At 71.9% G+C, this 21,247-nt stretch carries 24 protein-coding genes and 1 tRNA gene; 14 read left to right on the top strand and 11 right to left on the bottom strand.

Features of this window, described 5'->3' with window-relative positions:
• Positions 1-89: 89 nt before the first annotated feature.
• Complete coding sequence (locus DN069_RS12845; protein WP_111501074.1) at positions 90-308, bottom strand: hypothetical protein; 219 nt, start codon at positions 306-308, stop codon at positions 90-92.
• Between the two features lie 41 nt (positions 309-349).
• A complete protein-coding gene (locus DN069_RS12840; protein ID WP_111501073.1) occupies positions 350-568 on the bottom strand; it encodes a hypothetical protein in 219 nt (72 codons plus the stop codon).
• Between the two features lie 213 nt (positions 569-781).
• Between DN069_RS12840 and DN069_RS12835 the strand changes: the two genes are divergently transcribed.
• The gene (locus DN069_RS12835; RefSeq protein WP_111501072.1) at positions 782-1,159 is read left to right on the top strand and encodes a helix-turn-helix domain-containing protein; all 378 of its coding nucleotides are present in this window, start codon (positions 782-784) and stop codon (positions 1,157-1,159) included.
• 184 nt (positions 1,160-1,343) lie between these two features.
• Positions 1,344-1,604 (top strand): hypothetical protein, encoded by a 261-nt coding sequence (locus DN069_RS12830; RefSeq protein WP_243639149.1) that lies wholly within the window; start codon positions 1,344-1,346, stop codon positions 1,602-1,604.
• Positions 1,605-1,688: 84 nt separating this feature from the next.
• Here DN069_RS12830 and DN069_RS12825 read toward each other — a convergent pair.
• A tRNA-Leu gene (locus DN069_RS12825) sits at positions 1,689-1,771 on the bottom strand.
• Between the two features lie 239 nt (positions 1,772-2,010).
• Here DN069_RS12825 and DN069_RS12820 point away from each other — a divergent pair.
• Complete coding sequence (locus tag DN069_RS12820; RefSeq protein WP_111501071.1) at positions 2,011-2,547, top strand: ATP-binding protein; 537 nt, start codon at positions 2,011-2,013, stop codon at positions 2,545-2,547.
• Positions 2,548-2,571: 24 nt separating this feature from the next.
• On the opposite strand, the gene DN069_RS12815 is transcribed toward DN069_RS12820, so the two are convergent.
• Positions 2,572-3,693, bottom strand: a complete 1,122-nt coding sequence (locus DN069_RS12815; protein ID WP_111501070.1) for an MBL fold metallo-hydrolase — start codon at positions 3,691-3,693, stop codon at positions 2,572-2,574.
• Positions 3,694-3,903: 210 nt separating this feature from the next.
• Here DN069_RS12815 and DN069_RS12810 point away from each other — a divergent pair, with 210 nt between their 5' ends.
• Together DN069_RS12810 and DN069_RS12805 are read left to right on the top strand one after the other, a co-directional pair.
• Positions 3,904-6,285 (top strand): transketolase-like TK C-terminal-containing protein, encoded by a 2,382-nt coding sequence (locus tag DN069_RS12810; RefSeq protein WP_111501069.1) that lies wholly within the window; start codon positions 3,904-3,906, stop codon positions 6,283-6,285.
• A 47-nt stretch (positions 6,286-6,332) separates the two neighbouring features.
• A complete protein-coding gene (locus DN069_RS12805) occupies positions 6,333-7,970 on the top strand; it encodes an ABC-F family ATP-binding cassette domain-containing protein (protein ID WP_111501068.1) in 1,638 nt (545 codons plus the stop codon).
• An 18-nt stretch (positions 7,971-7,988) separates the two neighbouring features.
• On the opposite strand, the gene DN069_RS12800 is transcribed toward DN069_RS12805, so the two are convergent.
• On the bottom strand, positions 7,989-8,516 hold the full coding sequence (locus DN069_RS12800) for a winged helix-turn-helix domain-containing protein (RefSeq protein ID WP_111501067.1): 528 nt from the start codon (positions 8,514-8,516) through the stop codon (positions 7,989-7,991).
• 266 nt (positions 8,517-8,782) lie between these two features.
• On the opposite strand from DN069_RS12800, the gene DN069_RS12795 reads away from it, so the two are divergent.
• Positions 8,783-10,432 (top strand): MFS transporter, encoded by a 1,650-nt coding sequence (locus DN069_RS12795; RefSeq protein WP_165845478.1) that lies wholly within the window; start codon positions 8,783-8,785, stop codon positions 10,430-10,432.
• 51 nt (positions 10,433-10,483) lie between these two features.
• Here DN069_RS12795 and DN069_RS12790 read toward each other — a convergent pair whose 3' ends face one another.
• On the bottom strand, positions 10,484-11,179 hold the full coding sequence (locus DN069_RS12790) for a TetR/AcrR family transcriptional regulator (RefSeq protein WP_243639148.1): 696 nt from the start codon (positions 11,177-11,179) through the stop codon (positions 10,484-10,486).
• Positions 11,180-11,283: 104 nt separating this feature from the next.
• Here DN069_RS12790 and DN069_RS12785 point away from each other — a divergent pair, with 104 nt between their 5' ends.
• Both DN069_RS12785 and DN069_RS12780 read left to right on the top strand, forming a co-directional pair.
• A complete protein-coding gene (locus DN069_RS12785) occupies positions 11,284-12,300 on the top strand; it encodes an ATP-binding cassette domain-containing protein (protein ID WP_243639146.1) in 1,017 nt (338 codons plus the stop codon).
• Positions 12,297-13,151, top strand: coding sequence for an ABC transporter permease (locus DN069_RS12780; protein ID WP_111501065.1), 855 nt, complete (start codon positions 12,297-12,299; stop codon positions 13,149-13,151). Before DN069_RS12785 ends, DN069_RS12780 begins: the two co-directional genes overlap by 4 nt.
• Before the next feature lie 9 nt (positions 13,152-13,160).
• Here the strand turns inward: DN069_RS12780 and DN069_RS12775 are convergent, their stop codons facing one another.
• Entirely contained in the window at positions 13,161-13,823 is a 663-nt protein-coding gene (locus DN069_RS12775; RefSeq protein ID WP_111501064.1) for a class I SAM-dependent methyltransferase, read from the bottom strand.
• A 57-nt stretch (positions 13,824-13,880) separates the two neighbouring features.
• Positions 13,881-14,159 (bottom strand): isoamylase early set domain-containing protein, encoded by a 279-nt coding sequence (locus DN069_RS12770; RefSeq protein WP_111501063.1) that lies wholly within the window; start codon positions 14,157-14,159, stop codon positions 13,881-13,883.
• A gap of 158 nt (positions 14,160-14,317) precedes the next feature.
• Here DN069_RS12770 and DN069_RS12765 point away from each other — a divergent pair, with 158 nt between their 5' ends.
• Both DN069_RS12765 and DN069_RS12760 read left to right on the top strand, forming a co-directional pair.
• Positions 14,318-14,908 (top strand): GNAT family N-acetyltransferase, encoded by a 591-nt coding sequence (locus DN069_RS12765; protein WP_111501062.1) that lies wholly within the window; start codon positions 14,318-14,320, stop codon positions 14,906-14,908.
• A gap of 19 nt (positions 14,909-14,927) precedes the next feature.
• Complete coding sequence (locus tag DN069_RS12760; RefSeq protein ID WP_111501061.1) at positions 14,928-15,725, top strand: thioesterase family protein; 798 nt, start codon at positions 14,928-14,930, stop codon at positions 15,723-15,725.
• A 51-nt stretch (positions 15,726-15,776) separates the two neighbouring features.
• Here DN069_RS12760 and DN069_RS12755 read toward each other — a convergent pair whose 3' ends face one another.
• Positions 15,777-16,190 carry a (R)-mandelonitrile lyase gene (locus DN069_RS12755; RefSeq protein ID WP_111501060.1) on the bottom strand — a complete coding sequence of 138 codons (414 nt, stop codon included), beginning with the start codon at positions 16,188-16,190 and terminating at the stop codon, positions 15,777-15,779.
• 85 nt (positions 16,191-16,275) lie between these two features.
• Positions 16,276-17,151 carry an aldo/keto reductase gene (locus DN069_RS12750; RefSeq protein ID WP_111501059.1) on the bottom strand — a complete coding sequence of 292 codons (876 nt, stop codon included), beginning with the start codon at positions 17,149-17,151 and terminating at the stop codon, positions 16,276-16,278.
• Between the two features lie 224 nt (positions 17,152-17,375).
• Between DN069_RS12750 and DN069_RS12745 the strand changes: the two genes are divergently transcribed.
• Entirely contained in the window at positions 17,376-18,272 is an 897-nt protein-coding gene (locus DN069_RS12745; protein WP_111501058.1) for a helix-turn-helix transcriptional regulator, read from the top strand.
• Between the two features lie 20 nt (positions 18,273-18,292).
• Complete coding sequence (locus DN069_RS12740) at positions 18,293-19,312, top strand: aldo/keto reductase (protein ID WP_111501057.1); 1,020 nt, start codon at positions 18,293-18,295, stop codon at positions 19,310-19,312.
• Between the two features lie 45 nt (positions 19,313-19,357).
• Here the strand turns inward: DN069_RS12740 and DN069_RS39370 are convergent, their stop codons facing one another.
• Complete coding sequence (locus DN069_RS39370) at positions 19,358-19,543, bottom strand: hypothetical protein (RefSeq protein ID WP_133259901.1); 186 nt, start codon at positions 19,541-19,543, stop codon at positions 19,358-19,360.
• A gap of 130 nt (positions 19,544-19,673) precedes the next feature.
• Here DN069_RS39370 and DN069_RS12735 point away from each other — a divergent pair, with 130 nt between their 5' ends.
• Positions 19,674-20,486: an exodeoxyribonuclease III gene (locus tag DN069_RS12735; RefSeq protein ID WP_424556281.1), complete on the top strand. Its 813-nt coding sequence runs from the start codon at positions 19,674-19,676 to the stop codon at positions 20,484-20,486.
• Positions 20,487-20,616: 130 nt separating this feature from the next.
• Complete coding sequence (locus DN069_RS12730; protein ID WP_111501055.1) at positions 20,617-21,213, top strand: hypothetical protein; 597 nt, start codon at positions 20,617-20,619, stop codon at positions 21,211-21,213.
• Positions 21,214-21,247 lie beyond the last annotated feature (34 nt).

Genomic DNA, 21,247 nt, shown 5'->3' with positions numbered 1-21,247 from the left:
TTGGGTGTGTCCTCCCCCGTGGGCGCGGGCCGGCCCCTCCCCGAGACCGGCCCGTGCCGCGGTCGTGTCTTGTGCGGAACTGCCGTGGATTACTGCGAGATGACGATCGACTGGGAGGCCTGCGACTCGGCGTCCGCGCCGTTCGAGGCGATGTTGGTCGCCGTGGAGCTGTTGTGCGCGTTGACGTGGGCGACGTGCTTGGTCACGTTGACCGTCTTGTGGAAGCTGAACTTCAGCCGGCCCAGCGCCTCACGGCCCGGCAGCAGCTCCGCCGACTCGGCCTCCAGCTCGTGCATGTCCATGCTCATGGTGCTCTCCTTGCTCAGTGGTGGTCGGATGGCCGGTGGAACTACTGGTGGATGACGATCGACTGCTGCGCCTCGGACCCGGCCGTGGAGCAGTTCGAGGCGATGTTCGTCGCGGTGGAGCTGTTGTGCGCGTTGACGTGGGCGACGTGCTTGGTCACGTTGACCGTCTTGTGGAAGCTGAACTTCAGCCGGCCCAGCGCCTCACGGCCCGGCAGCAGCTCCGCCGACTCGGCCTCCAGCTCGGTGATGTCCATGCTCATGGCTCCCCCTCCGGGATCTTCGTCCAATGTTGTCGGACGGCTTGTCCAACGAGATTGGACAGTAGTCACCCGGCGGCCGACCGCGCAAGGGTTTCCTCGACGACTCTCTGTAACAGACTGGCAACAGAGAGAAATGTGCAGGTGGGCGGCCATGCACCAGTCCCAGGAGGCGTGATCGCCCTAGAATCGAGCCAGCACGAGGGAGGGAGCAGGGTGTCCAACACACTGCAGGCGCTCATGAGGGAGCGGCTGGACCGTCAGGGCTGGTCCTACGGCGACGTCGCACGCCGGGGCGAGATCCCCCGGTCGACGGTGCACCACCTCGCCACCACCGACCGCCTGGTGCGGATGCCCCAGCCCGCCACGCTGGAGGGCTTGGCGCGCGGGCTCGAACTGCCCCTCGACACGATCCGCCGCGCCGCGGCCGAGGCCTGCGGCATCCACCTCTACGAGGCCGCACCCGATCCCGAGGTGGACGTGCTGATCGCCTCCGTGCAGCAGCTGTCGCCGGAGAACCGGCGCCACGTGGCCGCCCTGGTCGAATCCCTGCTCGAACGCAGCCGCCTTCCCGAGGGTGAAGGTTCGGACTGAGGTCGGATAACGACGACCTGCCGGCCGAATCGGTTGCAGGAATGTCCGATGTCGACCGCAATGAGCGAATTCGGCGATTGCCAGGGGCCGAAGGCCCCTGGCCGGGCTAGCGTCGTCGCCAACAGGGACCTCCGAGCCTCCGGCGGACTCTGCCGAACGTTGGCAACAAGGCCAGGGGGGATACGTGCTGGTCGTGCAAGGAGGCCCCACCACCGCGGTGGTACGGGGCCGTAGCGGGGAGTCCGTCGTGCTGCTCTCGGGGGAGCTGCCGGCGGAACTGACGGACGCCGCGCTGCATCAGGTCCTGGATCTCGCGGCAGCGGTCCTGGACGACAAGGAGATGATCCTTTTCTGCCGCTGCCTCGACGCGCTCCGACGCGGGGACATCACCCGCACCCGGCGGATCGAGATCGACGGCGCGGTGCTGACCGTCTGGTCGGACTGATCACACTGATCGGACTGAGAAGTCGTCAGCGAAAGGAATCAGCCCTCCCGGTCTGTCGACCGGGAGGGCTGATTCGATCAAACGTGCGCGAGGGGGGACTTGAACCCCCACGCCCCGAAGGGCACTAGCACCTCAAGCTAGCGCGTCTGCCATTCCGCCACCCGCGCCGGTGGCCTGCGCGGTTCCCCGCGCTGACGTGCACAACAATACCAAGAAAACAGAGTGCTCCCGACCACCCCGACCTCCGATCGAAAGGCGTCCGATCAGGTCACTTTCGGAAACCAAGCGTGCATTGTCGGTCACTTTGTGCGCTGGAGCCGCTCGATGGGCAGGACAAGGCTGTGATAGGACGACCTCTCTGCCCAGGAGCGACCTCTACTGCTAGCCGAGGATGGCGGAACGAAACATGCATGTCCGCGGAGACCAGCCCTGCGAACCGCCGCTCGCGACCGGAACCGTGCCGGGCGGCTCGGATGTGACAGCGCCCCCCGGCATCGAGGGGGGCCCCGCCATCGAGGGGGTTTGGCGCTTCGCCGCCCCGGCGGTGGACGTGACCGTCTCCCACGCCCGCCACGCCGTGCGGGACCTGCTGGTCGCCCAGGGCATCGGCGGCCCCGGCCACCAGGAGCTGCTGGACGGCGTCCTGCTGATCGTCTCCGAGCTGGTCACCAACTCGGTACGGCACGCCGCACTGCTCTCCCCCGAGCTGGTGGTCGAGGTGGTGCTCTCCCGCGGCTGGGTCCGCCTCTCCGTGGAGGACAGCCACCCCTACCGTCCCAAGGCCCTTTCCGAGGACTTCAACCGCCTCGGCGGCCGCGGCCTGCTCCTGGTCAAGGCGGTCACCGCGGAGTCCGGCGGCACCTGCGACGTGGAACGCACCGCCACCGGCGGCAAGGTCGTCTGGGTCGAACTGCCCATCCCCCACCCCCGGATGGGCAGCTGACCAGGGAACTCACACCACCGCGCGTCAGACGACCGAGCGCCACCAGTGGTCGAGCTTGGGCGGCGCCGCCGCGAGCAGGCGCTCGCCCGGGCGGGGGACGGCCAGGGCGACGCCGGCCGCGTCCGCGGCCTCGCAGAGGCGCTCCACGGGCTCGGACCAGTCGTGCATGCCGAGCACGAACGTGCACCAGTGGACCGGCACCAGCAGCCCGCCGCGCACGTCGAGGTGGGTGCGCAGACCCTCCTCGGGGGTCATGTGGATGTCGGGCCAGTGCTCGCTGTACGCGCCGATCTGGATCAGCGTCAGGTCGAACGGGCCGAGTTTCTCGCCCGTCCTGCGGAAGCCGTCGAAGTAGCCCGAGTCGCCGCTGTAGAAGACCCGGCGCTCCGCGCCGAGGATCGCCCAGGAGCTCCACAGCGTGCCGTTGTTCCGGAAGCCGCGGCCGGAGAAGTGGTAGGCCGCGGTGCACACCAGGCGCAGCCCGCCGACCTCGACGGACTCGTCCCAGTCGAGCTCGATGATCCGGGAGCGCGGCACGCCCCAGCGCTCCAGGTGCGCGCCGACGCCCAGCGGGACCACGAAGGGCGCGTCCTGCAGCCGGGCCAGCGCCCGGATGCTGTGCATGTCGAGGTGGTCGTAGTGGTCGTGCGAGATCAGCACCGCGTCGACGTCCGGCACCCGCTCCAGCTCGATCGGCGGGTTGTGCAGCCGGCGCGGGCCGACCGACTGGGAGGGCGAGCAGCGCTCGGACCAGACCGGGTCGAGCAGCACCCGCTGACCCTCGATCTCCACCAGCGCGCTGGAGTGGCCGAACCAGGTCACGGCCAGCTCCTCGCTCGCCTCGGCGGCCACGTCCCGCACCAGCGGGATCGGCCGGGAGGGCTTGCGCTGCTGCTTGCCGAAGAGCAGCTCACGGGCCACGCCGCCGCTGTCGGGGCGGGAGAACTCGCCCGTGCGCTCCGGGCCCGGCGGGTTGTGGAAGACGCCGTCGCGGTACTGCGGGGACGCCTGGAGGCGCTCGCCCCGGCCACCCGAGGTCGGATCGCCACCGAAGGCGACCGGCACCTCGCGTGCCGCCCAGGCCGCTGCCGTGGCGCCCGCCACGCCCAGCCCCGCGGCGATCCTCCCCGCCCGGTTGAGTCCCATGCTCCGGCCCTCTCCTTGCTCTGTCCGTTGCGACTTACGGCGACGCCGCCCCGCACTGCGGCAACGGTCCACCGGAAGCCGCTGTTCCCGAGATTCACGATCACCGCTGTGACCTGCACCGCTACCCGGTGCGTCGGCGACCCGTCGGCGAGGGCGGGCGTGACCATCCCCACGCGTGACAGGTCGGGACGGTTCGGGCACTCTGCTGCCATGGATCACCACCCTCATCCTCTCGACGGTGGTTCCACGGCCCCCGCGACGGCGACCCCGGACGCGGCGGACCTGGAGCTGCTCGACGAGATCCAGCAGCGCGTGCTCTGGCTCGCCACGCGCATCGTCGACTCCGCCAACCACGACCGCGCCACCGGCGACGGCGTGAAGGTCGGCGGACACCAGGCGTCCAGCGCCAGCCTGGTCTCCGCGATGACCGCGCTCTGGTTCCGCCACCTGGACGCACCGGACAAGGTCAGCGTGAAGCCGCACGCCTCGCCTGTCTTCCACGCCATCCAGTACCTGCTCGGCAACCTGGACCGCTCCTACCTGACCACCCTGCGCGCCCGCGGCGGCCTGCAGTCCTACCCGAGCCGCACCAAGGACCCGGACCGGGTCGACTTCTCCACCGGCTCCGTCGGTCTCGGCCCCGCCGCCCCGCTGTTCGCCGCCGCCACCCGCCGCTACGTCGACGCGCACTTCGGCGCCCGCCCGGCCTCGCGCTTCGTGGCGCTGATGGGCGACGCGGAGCTCGACGAGGGCAACGTCTGGGAGGCCATCGCCGACGACGCCACGCAGGGCCTGGGCAAGGTCATGTGGATCGTCGACTTCAACCGCCAGTCGCTGGACCGCGTCGTCCCGGGCGTGCGCATCGCCCAGTGGACCGCGCAGTTCGCCGCCGCGGGCTGGCATGTCGTCGAGGTCAAGTACGGGCGCCGGCTGCGCGCCGCGTTCGCGCGTCCGGGCGGGGAGGCCTTGCGCGCCTGGATCGACAACATGCCCAACGAGCACTACCAGTCGCTCTTCGGGCTGCCCGAGCAGGACGTCCGCAAGCAGTTCCTGGACGGCGCGCCGCAGGCCGTCGCGGACTTCTGCGCGGTGATCCCGGACGCCGAGCTGGCCACGCTGGTGACCGACCTGGGCGGGCACGACCTGGCGTCGATGCTGGAGGCCTACGCCGAGTGCGACGCCGTCGCCGACCGGCCCAGCGTCGTCTTCGCCTACACGGTCAAGGGCTGGGGCCTGCCGACGGCCGGCAACCCGCGCAACCACTCGGCGCTGCTGACGACCGCTCAGGTCGACGAGCTGCGGGCGGCCCACGGGCTGACGTCCGCGACGGAGTGGGACCGCCTGGATCCGGCGACCCCGGCCGGCCGCCTCGCCACCGACCGCGCCCGGCTGTTCACCCACCCGGCCGCTCCGGCGATCACGGCTCCGGCCGTCCCGGCCTCGAGCGGGGTGCGCACCGGCAAGCCACTGTCGACGCAGGAGGCCTTCGGCCGGGTGCTGGCAGAGCTGTCGCGGCAGCCGGAGCTGGCGCCGCTGCTGGTCACCACCGCGCCGGACGTCGCCACGTCGACGAACCTGGCCGGCTTCATCAACCGCACCGGGGTCTTCGCGCCGGTCGAGCGCCGCGCCTGGAACAGCGACCCGGTGCTGCGCTGGGCCGAGGGGCCGACGGGTCAGCACATCGAGCTGGGCATCAGCGAGATGAACCTGTTCCTGCTGCTGGGCCAGCTGGGCCTGTCCTTCGACCTGTCCGGCCAGCCGCTGGTGCCCGTCGGCACGGTCTACGACCCGTTCGTGCTGCGCGGCCTGGACGCGTTCATCTACGCCGTCTACTCGGGCTCCCGCTTCATCGTCGCGGGCACGCCGTCCGGTGTGACGCTGGCCCCCGAGGGCGGCGCGCACCAGTCGACGATCACGCCGTCGGTGGGTCTGGAGCTGCCGAACACGGTCACGTTGGAGCCGGCCTTCGCGGGCGCCCTGGACTGGCTGCTGTGCGACGCGGTCGGCCAGGTGGCGCGCGGTGAGGGCGGGGCGCACTACTTCCGGCTGACCACGCGTCCGCTGGAGCAGTCCGCGTTCGACGCGGCGAAGGCGCGCCTGGGCGAGACGGTGCTGCGGCGGCAGGTGCTGGCCGGTGCGTACCGACTGGTGGACGCCTCCGGCGTCGGCCCGGACGCCCCGGTGGTCCGCCTGGCCGCCTCCGGCGCGGTGCTGCCGGAGGTCCTCGCGGCGGCGGCCGAGCTGGCGGAGGAGGGCGTCGCGGCCCACGTCATCGACGTGACCTCGCAGGACCTGCTCTACGCCGAGTGGCAGCGCACGCTGCGGTCCGGTTACCGCACGGCCCGCACGCCGGACGCCCCGGGCGCCCTGCGCGCCGCCTTCGGCACCGACCGCTCCCCGCTGGTCACCGTCCACGACGCGGCCTCGCACTCCATGGCGTGGCTGGGCGGCGCCCTCGGCGTCCCGACGGTGCCGCTGGGCGTCGACGCCTTCGGCCAGTCGGGCACCGTGAGCGACCTCTACGAGATCAACAGCCTCGACACGGGCTCGATCGTCAACGCGGCCCTGGCCGCGCTCAGCCTGGCCGAGTAGGACCAGGTCAGGAAGGCAGTCATCAGGCCGGTAGGCTTACCGGCCTGATGACTGCCACTCTCATCGCCAAAGACCTTGCCGCCGGACACGGCGAGCGCGTGCTGTTCTCCGGCCTGGACCTGGTCGTCGCCCCCGGCGACGTGATCGGGCTGGTGGGGGTGAACGGCGCCGGGAAGTCCTCGCTGCTGAAGCTGCTCGCCGGGGTGGACACCCCCGAGGGCGGCAGCATCAAGCTCAGCCCGCCGACCGCCACGGTCGGCTACCTGCCGCAGGAGCCGGATCGCCGGCCCGGCGAGACCGTCGGGGCGTTCCTCGCGCGCCGCACCGGCGTGGCCGCCGCGCAGGCGGCGTTGGACGAGGCGACGCAGGGGCTGGTCGACGGCACGCCGGGCGCGGACGACGCGTACGCGGTCGCGCTGGACCGCTGGCTGGACCTGGGCGGGGCGGATCTGGAGGAGCGCGCCGAGGCCGTCGCCGACGAGCTGGGGCTCGCGGTCGGGCTGGACCAGGAGATGACCTCGCTCTCCGGCGGCCAGGCCGCCCGGGCCGGCCTCGCCTCGCTGCTGCTCTCCCGCTACGACGTGTTCCTGCTGGACGAGCCCACCAACGACCTGGACCTGGACGGGCTGGAGCGGCTGGAGGCCTTCGTCCAGGGTCTGCGCGCCGGCACCGTGCTGGTCAGCCACGACCGCGAGTTCCTCACCCGCACCGTCACCGCGGTGCTGGAGCTGGACCTGCACCAGCAGCAGGTGAACCACTACGGCGGCGGCTACGCCTCCTACCTGGAGGAGCGCGACCGCGCCCGGCGGCACGCGCGCGAGGAGTACGAGGAGTACGCCGACACCGTCTCCGGGCTGGAGGCGCGGGCGCGGATGCAGCGCTCCTGGATGGAGAAGGGCGTCAAGAACGCCCGCCGCAAGTCGTCCGACAACGACAAGCAGGGCAAGGCCTTCCGCAGCGAGTCCACGGAGAAGCAGGCCGCCAAGGCCCGGCAGACGCAGCGGCTGATCGAGCGGCTGGACGTGGTCGACGAGCCGCGCAAGGAGTGGGAGCTGCGGATGGAGATCGCCGCCGCCCCGCGCGCGGGGGCCGTCGTGGCGACGCTGCGCGGCGCGCAGGTCAAGCGCGGCGACTTCGCCTTCGGTCCGGTGGACCTGCAGGTCGACTGGGGCGACCGGATCGCCGTCACCGGCCCGAACGGGGCGGGCAAGTCCACGCTGCTCGCCGCCCTGCTGGGCCGGCTCCCGCTGGACGCGGGCCACGCCGCGCTCGGGCCGGGCGTGGTGGTGGGCGAGGTCGACCAGGCGCGTCGCCTCTTCGTCGGCGACCTGCCGCTCGCGGACGCCTTCGGCGCGGCGGTGCCGGAGCTCTCCCCCGGCGACGTGCGCACGCTGCTGGCCAAGTTCGGCCTGAAGGCGGTCCACGTGCTGCGCCCGGCGGCGACGCTCTCCCCCGGTGAGCGCACGCGCGCCGCGCTCGCGCTGCTGCAGGGCCGCGGCGTCAACCTGCTGGTGCTGGACGAGCCGACCAACCATCTGGACCTGGCCGCCATCGAGCAGTTGGAGTCCGCGCTGGCCTCCTACGACGGCACGCTGCTGCTGGTCACCCACGACCGCCGGATGCTGGACGCCGTGGAGACCAACCGCCGCGTCCGGGTGGCGGACGGGCGGCTCAGCGAGAGCTGAACCACCCGCCGCACCGGGCTACTTGACCGCGGGTACGTACTTGTAGCCGACCCGGCGGACCGTCACGATCCGGCTCCGGTAGGCCTCGCCGAGCTTGCGGCGCAGCCGGGCCACGTGGACGTCGACGGTGCGGCCGTCGCCGATGTGCCCGTAGCCCCAGACCGCCTCGACGAGGCGGTCGCGGGTGTGCACCCGGTGCGGGTACGCCACCAGGTGGGCGAGCAGCTCGAACTCCAGGTAGGTGAGCTCCAGCAGCGCGCCGTCGAGGCGGGCGGTGCGCAGCTCCGGGTCGACGACCAGGCCGTCGGCGTCGGGGAGCGGCCTCGGGGCGGGTGCGGTGACCGGCGCGGCCGCGAGGGTCGGCGCGACCCCCTCCGGGACCAGCACCAGGTAACCGACCAACGGGGTGGTCGCGGCATCGAGCTGCAGCTCGGCGACGATGCGTTCGGGCAGCCGGTAGACGCCGGGCTGCGCGGTCTCGTCGGGCTTGACCGAACGCAGGTGCGGCGCGGCCGGACGGGCAGGGTTCAGCACGGGAACAGACATGGCAGGACTCGATTCGCGCGAAAGGGACGGGGCGGCGTCTGCGCGCGGAAGGGCCTGGGAAAGGGACGACTCAGGCCTGCGCGCCGGTCGAGCGGCGACAGGTCTGGTCGAAGTGGAACTGCTGGCGCGAGGGCCAGAACGGTTCGAGGACGATGTCCATGGAGCTCATTGAACCAGATCGCGGGCGCGACCGCTCTTCCCTTCTTTCTGACGGACTGTTAGATACAGCCAGGAAGGAGCCGCCATCCGGACCCAGGAGCCGCCCTGTGACATCCGCACCGGACAACGTCGACTCGGCCCCGAGACCCGAGCCGGGACCCGAACCCGACGCCGAAGCCACCAACCGCCTCGACGGCGCGTCGCGCCTGCGCGTCTTCGCGGTCATCCTCGTCGTGGTGCTCTTCGCCGAGATCGCCGCGCTGCAGTACACGATGGTCGCCTCCGCGGCCCGTCAGATCGCGCCGAGCTTCCCGGGCGTGGGCGCGAACATCAGCTGGATGGTCATCATCTTCGGCCTGGTCGGCGGCGCCACCACGCCGCTGATGGGCAAGCTCTCCGACCTGTGGGGCAAGCGCCGCACCATGCTGCTGACCGGGTTCTCCTTCGCCCTCGGCACGCTGGTCTGCGCCCTCACCCACACCTGGTGGGTCTTCCTGGTCGGCCGCGCGCTGGAGGCGGTGGCCATCTCGGCACCCACCGTCGCCTACGGCCTGTTCCGCGACATCCTGCCGCGCCGTTACATCCCGGCCTCGATCGGCGTCATCGCCACCGGCCTCGGCATGTCGGCGCTGGCCGCGCCGCTGATCGGCGGCTGGCTGATGGACGCGCACGGCTGGCGCTGGCTCTTCTGGTTCCTGCTCATCTTCGTCGGCGTCATGGTGCCGCTGATGTGGCTGGTGGTGCCGGAGTCCACCCTGCGCACCCGCCAACGCCTGGACATCGGCGGCGCGTTGCTGCTCGGCGGCGGCGTCGGGCTGGTCCTGGTCTACCTCTCCAACGGCACGAACTGGGGCTGGGGGCGACTCGACTCGCTCGGCTACCTCCTCGGCGGCCTCGCCATGCTGGGGGCGTTCCTGCTGGTGGAGCGGGTGGTTCCGGAGCCCATCATGGATCCGCGGCTGCTCTTCTCCCCGCGCGTCCTGGTCATTCTCGGCGCGGCCACCCTCGGCAGCATGGTCATCGGCATCCAGGGCTACAGCATCCCGTACATGCTGCAGACCCCGACTGAGCAGCAACTGCACGGCAGCATCCTGCAAGTGGCCCTCTCCGGCGGTGCCGGGCAGACGCTGCCGCCGGCGATGGCGCCGCTGTTCCACACCCTCTTCAACTCCACGCTCGCCTTCGGCCTCGGCGCCTCGCTGCTGGCCTACGGCTACTACTCGGCGGTCTGGTCCGGCGGCGTCGGCATGCTCTCCGGCGCGGCCTCGGGCGAACTCGCCCGCAAGACCGGCCCGCGGCTCCCGCTGGTCATCGCGATGGCGATGTTCACGCTCTCCACGGTGCTGTACGCGTACTTCCCGCACTCCAAGTGGCAGTACGGGCTGTTCGCGGCGGTCTTCGGGATCGGTTTCGGCGCGTTCTACGCGGCCTGTCCGAACCTGATGATCGAGGCCGTGCCGGCCCGCCAACAGGGCATCAGCGCGGGCATGCTGGGCGTCGTCAACAGCCTGGCCACCTCGGTGGGGACGGGTGCGCTGACGGCGTTCCTGGCGGGGCACGCCCTGCAGGTCAAGGTCCAGATCACCGGCATCCCGGAGTCGACGACGGGCGGCTTCCACCCCGTCCCGTCCCTCTACGGCTTCGGCGGCTACCAGGACGGCCTCCTCCTCGCCGCGGTCTGCGGCGCGCTGGGCCTGCTCGTCGCCCTGCTGATGCGCCACGGCCGCTCCCCTGCCACCGGCGGCGCGGGCAGCTAGCCCTTAGCCCTCAGGGTCGGTGAACCGGGGCTCCCGCCGCGGTTCACCGGGCTATTCTCCGACGATCATGGTCAGCAGCCGGTCCAGTGAGCGGGCGAAGACCGCATCGACGTCGGGCGGCGGCGCCCCGCCGCCGCCCAGCGCCTGGGCGAGATGCGGATAGCGCCCCTCGGTGATCACGCCGGTGAGGTAGGCGACCATGTCGGCCTGCCACTGGGCGCCGGACCCGCCCGCGGCGTTCCGTTCCCACTCCGCGAACTGGCAGACGAAACCATTGAGTTGGGCGAAGAGCTCCATCTTGGTGCCACCGTCCCACGCGGAGTCGGCCAGCGCGGCGAGAAAGAACTCCGTGACCCGCAGCGCGTTCGGACCCATCGACGGCCGGGTGAGCGAGAGCGGGGCGAGCCAGGCGTGGCGGCGCATGGCCGCGAGCTCCTCACGGGCGAGGGCCGCGAGATCGGCGCGGGGGTCGCCGGAGGGCTCGTCGGGGAGGGAGAACTCGCCGACGACCGCGTCCAGCATCAGGTCGAAGAGGTGCTCCTTCTTGGGGACGTAGTTGTAGAGCGACATGGTGCCCGCGCCGAGCGCGGTGGCGACCTTGCGCATCGAGACCGCGTCCAGCCCCTCGGCATCCGCGAGCGTGATCGCGGCCGCGGCGATCGCCGCGCGACTGTGGGCCGGTTCGGGCCCGCGTCCGGTGCGCTCCGGGCGCAGCCAGATCATCGCCGGTGCGGCTGGCTTGGTCATTTCAGTGATCACCTCGCCCGCCAGTCTAGACACGTACACCGTACGTAGTAGTACGCTGACCGCGCCAGTCTTCTACGTACACCGTACTTAGAAAGGGGCTTCGCGTGAGCCTGCCCGGAAACGACACCACCCGTGACGGACCGCCGATCGTGGTCGAAGGCCTGCACAAGCGCTTCGGCTCCACCCACGCGCTGCGCGGCCTGGACCTGACCGTGCCGGCGGGAACGGTCTGCGGACTGCTCGGTCCGAACGGCGCCGGCAAGACCACCGCCGTGCGCGTGCTGGCGACGCTCGCCGCGCCGGACGCGGGCCGGGTCCGCGTCGCGGGGTTCGACGTGGTCCGCGAGGCGGATCGGGTGCGCCGCACCATCGGCCTGGCCGGACAGCACGCCGCGCTCGACGAGGGCATCACCGGCCGCGACAATCTGCACCTCGTCGGGCGACTGCACCACCTGGGCGCCCGCGGCGCACGCCGCCGGGCGGACGAACTGCTGGACCGCTTCGGGCTCACCGAGGCCGCCGACCGGCTGGTGCGCACCTACTCCGGCGGCATGCGCCGACGGCTGGACCTGATCGCCAGCCTGGTCACCCGGCCCGCCGTGCTCTTCCTCGACGAGCCCACCACCGGGCTCGACCCCCGCAGCCGCAACGACATCTGGTCCACCGTCAGGGAGCTGTCGGCGGAGGGCACCACGGTGCTGCTCACCACCCAGTACCTCGACGAGGCCGACCAACTCGCCGACGACATCGCCGTCGTGGACCACGGCCGGGTCATCGCCTCCGGGCCGCCCGAGCGGCTCAAGGCGACGATCGGCACCCGGGTCGAGGTGACCCTGGCGGACTCCGGCCACTTCGCCACCGCCGCGTGCGTGCTGAGCGCGCTGACCGGCGGTGAGTCGTCCCTGGACGAGGCCGAGCGCCGGATCGCCGCGACGACCGACCCCGACCGCAGCGTCACCCTGCCGGGGCTCATCCGCGAGCTCGATGCCGCCGGGGTCGCCACGCTGGACGCGGCGCTGCGCCGGCCCTCGCTGGACGACGTCTTCCTTGCCCTCACCGGCCGGACGGCACCGGAGCATCCTGCGGGCAGCGGCCCGGCACTCGAGAGGACGACCCGATGACCACCACCCTCACCGCCCCCGCCACCGGCCGGCAAGGTCCCGTCGCCGCCGAGCCGGGACGACTGCGCCGCGCGCTCTCCGACAGCATGACGCTCACCCTGCGCATCCTCCTGTACTACCGGCACTCCCCCGGCCTGATCGCCGCGTCGCTGGCCGCGCCGCTGGCCATGCTGCTGGTCTTCGGCTACATCTTCGGCAGCGCCATGCAGGTGCCCGGCGGCGGCAGCTACCGCGCGTACCTGATGCCCGGCCTGTTCGTGCTGGTCGCGGTGAACGGCGTGGTCCCCAGCATGGTGGGCGCGGCCCGCGACATCGGACGCGGCGTCACCGACCGGCTGCGCTCGATGCCGATCTCCCGCCCGGCCGCGCTGCTCGGCCAGACCCTGGCGGATCTGCTGGTCAGCGCTGTGGTGCTGGCGATGATGGTCGGCGTCGGCCTGACCACCGGCTGGCGAATCCACGACGGCGTGCCGCGCGCGCTCGCCGCGCTCGCGCTGCTGCTGCTCTTCCGCTTCGTGATGAACTGGGTGGGCATCTGGCTCGGGCTGCTGGTCGGCCGGGAGGACATCGCCGGCCAGCTGTCCGTGCTCGTCTTCCCGATCGGCATGGTGACCAACGTCTTCGTGCCCACCGGCGGGCTGCCGGCCTGGCTGCGCCTGGTCGCCGAGTGGAACCCGATCAGCGCCGTCGCCGCGGCGACCCGCGAGCTCTTCGGCAACGCCCACCCACTCGGCGCCGACGCGCCCTGGCCGTTGCGGCATCCCGTCGTCGCCACGCTTGCCTGGTCCGCCCTGCTGCTCGCCGTCGTCGGCCCACTGGCGGTCCGCCGGTTCACCACCCACGGGCGCTGACGCGTCGCCTCACGGCCGTGGCGCCTCGGCCGTGCCCAGGATGTGGGTGGCGGCGGGCGAGGGGAACCTGGTCTGCGGGAAGGCGAAGGTGTCGATCCGGGTGAGGGTGAACCCGGCCGACTCGATCGCCGAACGCGTGTCACGTCCGGTGTGGCAGCCGCCGACGAGCAGCGGCCAGAGGGTCGCGTCGAGGCCGCGCTGGACCCGGCGCATCGCCGGGGACTCGGCCTGGACGTGCTCGAAGAACCGGAGTTGACCGCCGGGGCGGAGCACCCGGCGCAGCTCGGCGAGGGCCGCGCGCTGGTCCACGACCGAGCAGAGCACCAGGCAGACCACCGCCGCGTCGAAGGCGGCGTCCTCGGCGGGGATCCGCTCGGCGCGCCCGTTCACGACGTCGATCCGGGTCGGGACGGCACCGGCCGCCCGCTCGGCGAAGCCGCGCAGGTCCGGCTCGGGCTCGACCGCGAGCACCCGGGTGACCTCGGGCGGATAGTGCGGGAAGTTCAGCCCGTTGCCGGCGCCGACCTCGACCACCTCGCCGCCGAGCCCCGCCAGCAGGCGGCGGCGGTGCTCCGTGGCACCGGCCTTCTCCAACGCGGGGCCGGCCACCTTCGCGTAGAAGCGGGCGAAGACGGGATGCCGGAAGGACGATCCGGTCGGCGGTGCGCCCATGAGTCGCTCACCCGATCCTTGGCTCGGTGGGTGCTCCCGACGATACGCCGCCGCGGGCTACTCGACGCGGATCAGGCTGCCCTGCGGGTCGATCCGGTCGGCGGCGTCGTCGTCGAACCAGACGCCGCCGGTGGCGAGGTAGCGGAACCGGTGCTCGCCGGGCGGGAAGGAGACGCTCACCGTGCGGGTGCCGTCCCGGCGTTGGACCAGCTCGGCACGGCCGGGCTGCCAGCCGTTGAAGTCGCCCACCACGCTGACGGTGCCCGCCGGCAGCTGCGCCGGCAGCCGGAACGTCACCCGGGTCTTGCCCCCGAACAGTCGCGTCCGCGTGAGCATCGCGTCGCCCTCCCCTACTACCGCTTCCACCGCTGCCGCAGCACGGGTCCCCGTGCTCCCGCGCACCAGCATGGCCGAAGCGGCGCCGCTGTGAAAACCCGTTGCGGGTCAACCACGTCGACTGTGTGATGGAGCGGCCACCGATCAGGGGAGGGACCATGGGGACACCGCTGCCCGCACCGTCCTTGCAGACCGCCCGCCTTCGCCTGCGTCCCTTCGAGGACGCCGACGCGGAGGACCTCTTCGCCCTGCAGAGCGACGCCCACGTGCTGCGCTACTGGGACGCGCCGCCGTGGAGCGACCCGGCGCGCGCCGGGACGTTCCTCACGACGTGCCGGCAGATGGCCCAGGAGGGCACCGGCACGCGGCTGGCCGTGGAGCGCGACTCCGACGGGGCGTTCCTCGGCTGGTGCACCCTGGCCCGGTGGAACCCGGAGTACCGCAGCGCCTCGCTCGGCTACTGCTACAACGCCGCGGCATGGGGCCACGGCTACGCGACCGAGGCCGCGCGCGCCCTGCTGGGGTGGGCGTTCGACACCTTGGACCTCAACCGCGTGCAGGCCGAGGCCGACACACGCAACATCGGCTCCGCCCGGGTGCTGGAGAAGCTCGGCTTCGTGCGGGAGGGGACGCTGCGGGAGGACTGCGTGGTCAACGGCGACGTCTCCGACTCGTGGGTCTACGGGCTGCTCAGGCGGGAGTGGCAGCCGTCGCCCGAGGCGGTCCCCTTCCCTCCCCATCCCCGCTGATTCTGGTTACTCTTCAGTAATGACCGCTGACGCCTTCTACCTCCCGCTCGGCGAGAACGAGTTCGCCGCCACCGCCGCGACCCGTGGGCCCTGGTCCCCCGACAGCCAGCACGCCGGCCCGCCGGCCGCGCTGCTGGGCCGCGCCGTCGAGCGCCGCGCGGGCGCGCGCGAGGGCTTCCGCGTCGTGCGGATGACGTTCGAGATCCTGCGGCCGGTGCCGCTGGGCGAGGTGAGCGTCGCCGTCCGCGAGGCCGAGACCGGCCGCAACGTCGAGCGCGTGGAAGCCGAACTGCGCACCGCCGAGGGCAAACTCGCGATGCGCGCGCACGCGCTGAGAATCCGCGTCGGCGACGCCGAGGCGCTCGGGGGGCTGCCCTCCATCGAGTCCCCTCTGGCCGTCGCCGGCCCCGAGCGGTCCGCCGTGCAGACCTTCCCACTCCCCTGGGACGAGGGTTACCACACCGCGATGGAGATGCGCTTCGCCCACGGCTCGGCGACCGAGCCCGGCCCCGCCGCCGCCTGGTTCCGGATGCGCCTGCCGCTGGTCGCGGGCGAGGAGACCGCGGGCCTCTGCCGGGTACTGATCGCCGCCGACTCCGGTAACGGCATCTCCGGCACGTTGGACTTCCGCCGGCACACCTACGTCAACCCGGACCTGACGGTCCACCTGCGCCGTCCCCCGGTGGGCGAGTGGGTCGGCCTGGACGCGCACACCAGCGTGGACCAGGCGGGCATCGGGCTCGCGGACGCGGTGCTGCTCGACGAGAAGGCCGTGATCGGCCGCTCCGCCCAGAGCCTGTTCATCACGGCACGCTGAGGCGCCGCGGTCACCGTCGGCGCCTCTCTTCGTCCGTGTGGGCAGCGCGGGTCAGGCCGTGGCCGCGGCCTGGCCGTACTCCTCGTCGGTGACGTGCTCGACCCAGTCGACATCGGGGATGTCGGGGTCGCCCGAGCCCTCGGAGATGGCGAGGTGTTCCATGAACGCGTCCGGGGCCGCGCCGTGCCAGTGCCATTCGCCGGGCGGGGTGTGCACGGTGTTGCCGGGGCGCAGCACGACGACCTTGCCGTCGCGGGTGGCGACCAGGCCGGTTCCGGACACGCAGTGCAGGGTCTGGCCGACGGCGTGCCGGTGCCAGGCGGTGCGGGCGCCCGGTGCGAAGCGGACCAGGCCGACAGTCAGCCGGGACGGCTCGGTGCCGACGGCGAGCATGTCCAGCCAGGCGTCCCCGGTGAACCGTTCGGCCGGGAGCTTCGTGGTGGAGTGTCGGGGCAGGCGTTCCATGGTGGGTTCCTTACGGGTTCGCGTCTTCGGCGGCGATGTTCTTCAGTTGGGTCAGCGCGGTCATGGGGTTTCCCATCGGCGCAGGTCAGGCTTCGGGGATGGCGCGGCCGTAGGTCTGCAGGGTGACGTCCTCGGGCTCGGGGCCTCCGCGTCGCCCGGTGTCCAGGGCGTCCAGCGCCGCCAGCTCGTCCGGCGTGAGGTCGAAGTCGAAGACGTCGAAGTTCTGCGCGATCCGTGTGGGCCGGACCGACTTGGGGATGGCCGAGCGCCCCTGTTGCAGGTGCCAGCGCAGCATCACCTGGGCCGGGGTCTTGCCGTGTGCGGCGGCCATGCCGGCGATGGTCGGGTCGTCGAAGGTGCTGGTGCCCGTCCCGCGGTAGCCGGTGATGCCGCCGATCGGTGACCACGCCTGGTTCAGGATGTCGTGCTTGTCGTCGAAGTCGAGGACGGCGCGCTGTTGGAAGTAGGGGTGGATCTCCAGCTGGTTGACCGCGGGGACGACGGAGGTCGCGTCGAGAAGCGCGGTCAGGTGGTCGACCATGAAGTTGCTGACACCGATGGCCCGCACCTTGCCCTCGGCCAGGAGCTTCTCCAGGGCGCGGTAGGCCGCGACGGTGCGGTCGAAGTCGGAGGGCAGCGCCTGGTGGAGGATCAGCAGGTCGATCCGGTCGACACCGAGTTTCGCGGCGCTCTTGTCGAAGCCGTGCAGGGTCTCGTCGTACCCGTAGTCGCTGATCCAGATCTTGGTTTCGATGAAGACGTCCTCGCGGGGGACCTCGCTGTCGCGGATCGCCTGACCGACCTCGCGCTCGTTGGCGTAGGCCGCGGCGGTGTCGATGTGCCGGTAACCGGAAGCGAGCGCGGCGGTCACGGCGGCCCGGGTCTCGTCGGGCGGGGTCTGGAAGACTCCGAAACCGAGAGCGGGCATGGTGACGCCGTTGTTGAGGGTGAGGGTCTGCATCACAGAGGCCTTTCGTTGCACGTGACCCGCACGAGCACGCCGGCGGTGCCCGGGTCTGCTCCAGGGGACCGCACGCCCGCACGCAGGTGGGAGTCACTGCTCTTCCAGGTAACGGCAGTACCTCGCACGCCCCGGCCGACGCATCTACCGTGAAGGAGGCGGCCCGCGAGAGCCAAGGGACACGCCGCCACCGGCGCCACCGAGAAAGTCTTCGAGAGCTGATCATGGCTGACACCCACCGGACCGACCTGGTCGCCGAGGTCCGCGAGTTCCTGAGCACCCGACGGGCACGGATCACCCCGCGGCAGGCCGGACTGCCGCTCTACGGCGCAAACCGACGCGTCACCGGTCTGCGCCGCGAGGAGGTCGCCCTCCTCGCGGGAATGAGCGTGGACTACTACATCCGGCTCGAACGCGGAAATCTCAGCGGTGCCTCGGATTCCGTACTCGACGCGCTCGCCCACGCCCTGCAGCTCGACGAGGCCGAGCGCACCCACCTGTACGACCTCGCGCGAGCGTCGAACCCCTCCAGCCGCCGCCCGACGGTGACCGCTTCCCGGGTGCGGCCCACGATCCTGCGGCTGCTCGACTCGATGACCGACGTGCCGGCGTACATACGCAACGCACGGTTCGACGTCCTCGCCGCCAACACGCTGGGCCGGGCGTTGTACGCGCCGGTCTTCGACTCACCGCTGTTCGCCCGGCGAGGACCGGTCAACACGGCCCGCTTCCTCTTCCTTGACCCCGCGGGCCAGGACTTCTGGACCGACTGGGACAAGGGAGCCGACGACTCCGTCGCCTTTCTGCGCTCCGAGACGGGCCGAGCGCCCCACGACAAGGCGCTGACCGATCTGATCGGCGAGCTCACCACCAAGAGCGAGGACTTCGCACGCCGGTGGGCCCGCCACGACGTGAAGATCCACCGCTCCGGCGTCAAGCGCCTTCATCACCCACTGGTCGGTGATCTCGTGCTGCCCTACGAGGCGCTGGACCTGCCGGCCGATCCCGGACTACGCCTCAACTTCTACACCCCCGAACCGGACTCACGGGAGCGGGAGGCACTCGACCTCCTCGCCGCCTGGGCCACGGCCGGCACGGCCGTGTCCTCGCACCACCACTGACGCACAAGGAGAACTCCTTCATGCAGTACCGACCGCTCGGCCGCACCGGCGTCCAGGTCAGCCCGCTCTGCCTCGGCGCGATGATGTTCGGCCCCTGGGGCAACGAGGACGAAGCCGACTCGGTGCGGATCATCCACCGTGCGCTCGACGCCGGCATCAACTTCGTCGACACCGCGGACGTGTACTCCGGCGGGGTCTCGGAGGAGATCGTCGGCAAGGCCCTCAAGGGGCGTCGCGACGACGTGGTCCTGGCGACCAAGTTCTTCATGCCGATGAGTCAGGACGACCCCAACTCCCGGGGAGGTTCACGGCGCTGGATCATCCGCGAGGTCGAGAACTCCCTGCGGCGCCTGGGCACCGACTACATCGACCTCTACCAGGTCCATCGTCCCAGCCCGGACACCGATGTGGCCGAAACCCTCGGCGCCCTCTCCGACCTGGTCCACCAGGGCAAGATCCGTTACCTCGGTTCCTCGTCCTTTTCCGGCTCCCAGATCGTCGAGGCCCAGTGGGTCTCCCGCGAGCGCCGCCTGGAGCGGTTCGTGACCGAGCAGCCGCCGTACTCGATCCTGGTCCGCGGCGTCGAAGAAGACGTCCTGCCCACCGTGCGCCGCCACGGCATGGGCACGCTGACCTACAGCCCGCTCGCCGGCGGTTGGCTCTCGGGCCGCTACCGCAAGGACGCCTCCTCCGGGCCGGCCTCCGCGGCGCGCCCGCAGGCCCGCTTCGACATGAGCAGCCCGGCCAACCAGCGCAAGCTCGACGCCGTGGAGCGCCTCGCGGTCCTCGCCGAGAAGGCCGGCGTCCCCCTGATCGAGCTGGCCGTCGCCTTCGTGATCAACCACCCCGGCGTCACCTCGGCGATCATCGGGCCGCGCACGATGGAACAGCTCGAGGCGTTCCTCCCCGCCGCAGAGGTCACCCTCGCGGCCGAGGTACTCGACCGCATCGACGAGATCGTGGCTCCAGGTGTAACGGTCAACCCCGCCGACAACAGCTACGGCGATCTCGAGTTGCGGGCCGACCAACGGCGTCGTTGAAGCTCGACGACGGCTTCACACTCACACGGGCGCACAGAGCTCAGCTCAGCGAACCGTCCTCCGCCGCCGGCGCGCCCGTGCTCCCGCGCGCCCGGCGCGCTTCTCGTAGTCGGGCGGCGTGACGGTGTGGTTGCACTGCCCGCAGACGTAGCCGCCCTCGGGACCGAGGTAGACCGCGGCTCCGCACCAGACACAGTTCGTACTGTCGTAGTCGTCCGGGCTCGTGCTCATGCCCGGAGCGTACCGACTGCGGTCGGCCTTGGACACCGACCGGGTGGTGCCGGCGTCCCGTCGTAAGGTGTGACGGGCTCGTCGCCGGTGCGGCGGTCCGGAACCGACTCCGTGAGGAATGAGCTCTCAGGTGATCATCACCACCGTCAACGTCAACGGCCTGCGCGCCGCCTCGGGCAAGGGCTACGTCGAGTGGCTCGCGCAGACCGAGGCCGACGTCGTCTGCCTGCAGGAGGTCCGCGCCGAGCCGGGCCAGCTGGCCGCCGAGGTCGTGGAGCCGGCCGGGTGGCACGTGCTGTGGGCGCCCTCGACGACGGCCAAGGGCCGGGCCGGCGTGGCGGTGCTGTCGCGGCAGGAGCCGCAGCGGATGAAGGTCGGCTTTGGTTCGGACGAGTTCGACGGCTCCGGCCGTTACGCGGAGATCGACCTGCCGGGCGTCACCGTCGCCAGCCTCTATCTCCCCTCGGGCGAGGTCGGCACGCCCCGTCAGGACGAGAAGGAACGCTTCATGGCGGAATTCCTCGACCACCTGAAGCGGCTCCGCGAGCGCGCCGCCGAGCAGGGCCGCGAGGTCGTCGTCTGCGGCGACTGGAACATCGCCCACCGCGAGGCGGACCTGAAGAACTGGAAGGCCAACCAGAAGAAGGCGGGCTTCCTGCCCGAGGAGCGCGCCTGGCTCTCCCGCGTCCTCGACGAGCTCGGCTACGTCGACACCGTCCGCAGCCTGCATCCGGACGCCGTCGGCCCGTACTCCTGGTGGTCCTACCGCGGCCGCGCCTTCGACCAGGACAGCGGCTGGCGCATCGACTACGTCGTCACCACGCCCGGCCTCGCCGCCCGCGCCACCACCGGCGTCGTGGAGCGCGCGAACTCCCACCCGGAGCGTTGGTCCGACCACGCGCCGGTGACCGTCACCTTCGACTGGACCCCGCCGCTCTCCTGACCGCGGTTCACCCGTCCGTGACGCGCGCCGCGGTGACGACCACGGCGGTGTAGCGCATCGTGAACGCCCCACCGCAGGCTTCCCCGCGCCGACGTGTCAGGATGTGCCGCCCCTGGGAGAGGACGGCGGGATGACGCAGGAGAGGACGCAGCGCCGGGCGAGGATCGCGCTGGCCGTGATGGCCGTGGCGGTCGGGCTCGGGGTGCTGGGCGGCGGGGTGTGGGCGGCGCAGTTCCCCCTCCGCGCGCTGCCGTACGCCCTCGGCGTCGCGGGCACGCCCGGCACGTACGTGTCGCGGCACTGCGCGACGGAGCTGCTGCGGAACCGCAAGGCCGAGGACGTCTGCACCGGCACGTTCACGGCCACCGACGGCAGCCTGGTCGACAGGTCCGTGACCCTGCACGCACCCGGCCGCGACGCGGCCACCGTCGGCCGTCCGGTCGGCATGCGGCGCACCAGCCGGGGTTCCTACGTCCGGCCCGGGCCGGGCGAGGTCGGACTGGACCTCGGCGGACTCTTCGCCCTGCTCGGCTACACGCTGCTGCTGCTCGGCGGGGTCTTCCGCTTCCTCGGGCTGCTGTGCACCGGCCCTGACGAGTCCGCCACACCGGCCAGCCGCCGCTGGAACGCCCGCGCGAGACCGCTGCTCCGCGTCGGCGCCGCCGGCGGGTTTCTCGGCCTGGCGGCCGCATTCGTCGGAGTCGTGTACTCCCTCGTGTCGGGTTGACCACAGAAGAGGGCATGGTGCTGTGGCAGGTGCA

Origin of the sequence: Streptacidiphilus pinicola (assembly GCF_003258295.1) — a bacterium.
GTDB lineage: Bacteria > Actinomycetota > Actinomycetes > Streptomycetales > Streptomycetaceae > Streptacidiphilus > Streptacidiphilus pinicola.
Note: the sequence above shows the minus strand (reverse complement) of the source record. Positions and strands in the feature narration are given on the sequence as shown.